The organism is Leptolyngbya sp. CALU 1928, from assembly GCF_056784215.1.
Genome location: NZ_JBXBCE010000016.1, coordinates 1 through 2,061, shown reverse-complemented (window position 1 = coordinate 2,061; position 2,061 = coordinate 1). Strand labels below are relative to the sequence as shown.

Annotated in this window: 4 protein-coding genes; all 4 read right to left on the bottom strand. The window is 46.1% G+C overall.

Annotation, left to right across the window (positions count from 1 at the left end):
- On the bottom strand, nucleotides 1–448 hold a 448-nt coding region (locus AC1S5B_RS22730; RefSeq protein ID WP_482037954.1), incomplete at its 3' end, for a protein rep.
- 453 nt (nucleotides 449–901) lie between these two features.
- Nucleotides 902–1,177 (bottom strand): hypothetical protein, encoded by a 276-nt coding sequence (locus AC1S5B_RS22725; RefSeq protein WP_482037953.1) that lies wholly within the window; start codon nucleotides 1,175–1,177, stop codon nucleotides 902–904.
- An 80-nt stretch (nucleotides 1,178–1,257) separates the two neighbouring features.
- Complete coding sequence (locus tag AC1S5B_RS22720; protein WP_482037952.1) at nucleotides 1,258–1,518, bottom strand: hypothetical protein; 261 nt, start codon at nucleotides 1,516–1,518, stop codon at nucleotides 1,258–1,260.
- Between the two features lie 46 nt (nucleotides 1,519–1,564).
- Nucleotides 1,565–2,061: protein rep (locus AC1S5B_RS22715; protein ID WP_482037951.1), on the bottom strand; the 497-nt coding region annotated here is incomplete at its 5' end.

The following is a 2,061-nucleotide window of genomic DNA, read 5'->3' as shown; positions in this document are numbered from 1 at the left end:
GGAATTGTTTTCTAAGTGCTAAACGGTTCCATGCCTTGTTCATCTGCTGCAAGGTCGTTTTTAGCTCCGTTAGGGGGCAATTACGCACGGTCAGGGTTAGGAATACCCATCGATGTTTTGGATAGGCTGCCACGACTTTAGGGATAGCAGTCAGTAATCTAGCCCTCCACACTAAGCATCGTCTCCACTGGCAAACAGGGCAGTGTCGAACTCTGCAAAACTGTGACTGCTGTAGTTTGAGCTTGAATTCACCGCTATCCTGAGCCTCTAGAGCAAACCCCAACAGCGTAGAGCATTGCTTAATTCTGTCGGCGTAAGTCTGGAAGTCTGAACCCTGATAGAGCGTTTGAACTGCTGCTGCATTCTTTCGGTGGACATCCCACGGTTTGTCTTTGGTGGAAACATCGGTAAGATAGAAGTCAGAATTTAAGCCTGATTCATCAGGCATAAGACCTCGTGTAAGGGATGGAGTAAGACACCTCCCAATCTACATGGGGTCGTTTCATTATGCAAGCACTTCAAAAGCTTTGATAGCAGGTCTTTTGTCCTCCGCTCAATCTTGGAGTTATCCCTTAATAATCAAGATAAGGTGGAAGTGGTCAAAAACAGGGGCGATCGCAGGGCATTTTGAACGATTGAAAAGGGCAACGATCGGACAAAACAGACGTTGGGGTTTAAACCCCGATATTCACTCTGTACAAATAGTATTCACAAAAATAAACAGAGATTATTGATTGCTGAGAGAGCATCAACCAGTTTTGTACGAAACCCAGATTGAACACCCTGGATGAACACCCTGGATATATCGCTAGATGGTTATGTAAATATGGAGCAATTAACGCTCGGCGCTTGCCATGCCCTCCGGTTTGAAGCAAACCAGAGGGCGGACTAAAAGCGTGGTTTAGTCCTCTTCAATCAAGGGTTCGCTACGCCGTTCCGTGGGTACACTGCACGCCCTTGACTGAGTATCGAGACTTTGCACTAGAACCCGGAGACTCTCCAGTTCTTCTTGGAAGCAGTCAGAACATAAATCGAGCAACCAATGAAATTGAACAAGTTGTCTGTCTCCGTGGTCAACTGGCATCTGATCCAGGGTTCCTTCTAGCAGGTATGCCCGAATTGCTTCAAGGCGATCGAGTGAGTCGAGGGCATCAATTAGCGATGTCTTAGGTAACATGGTTTTGCTCCTGGCAAGATTCGGTTGCTTGGAGAAGTCGTGTCTTGTGGAGTGTGCAACCACTTCACAAGAGGCGCTCGTTAAAGCTTGACTTCAGATTGATACAAAGCTGTTAACAGCTTCTCTAGTGACACTCTAGCACTCTTCTTCTGAGTGAGGATATCTTTTGCTAAAATGATAGCCTCTTCAAAACTTGTTACCAAGTTTACAGGCTCATTTGCATCTTCTGAGTGATACCGTTGCTTTAACCGTTCAACCTCTTCCAAGATGGGAACAGGAATACGTACATGAGTTGTCTCATAAGGTGCTTTATGCCCTCTACCACCCTTTGGTTTATTCATAGTCCAGAAACCTGTTAACGGATTTCTGTAGAGTATCATAAAGTTGTTAACATCTTTCAGTTTTAACATATCGTTTCACCATTTCACGCCAACCAAACCAAATATCTATTGTTGGATCTGGATTGTCTTCCTCTGATTCCAGATGAGTCAAATCCTCAGGTTCTTCCTCGTTGAGGTATTGGCGTATGACACCACCGACTGACATTGCCCTGGTCTTGTGCAGTTGCTTAGTAAGTTCAATCAGCCAGGCCTGTTCATGCAGCAAGTCAGACTCTTTAACCCCGTATTTAGCGGTCTCTAAAACGGCGATCGCAATTCCTTCAGCAGGGTCACGCCCTGGTGCCGGCTTCACTGCTTTGACATTGACGACAGGCAAGTAATCTGCCCTGAGTGTTGACCTCCATAGTTCTCTCCATTCGTCCTGCTTGATGTAATGACCGCCAAAGTAGGAACTAGGAACCAGCATCAACACATGAAAGTGTGGATGAGCCTCACCTTCCTTACTACGGGTCACCTCAGTAGACCGAATGAAGCCGATCGCTG

Coding starts and splice junctions, on each gene's coding strand:
- AC1S5B_RS22725 (WP_482037953.1), bottom strand. CDS start 1,177: ATGTTACCTAAGACATCGCTAATTGATGCCCTCGACTCACTCGATCGC.
- AC1S5B_RS22720 (WP_482037952.1), bottom strand. CDS start 1,518: ATGAATAAACCAAAGGGTGGTAGAGGGCATAAAGCACCTTATGAGACA.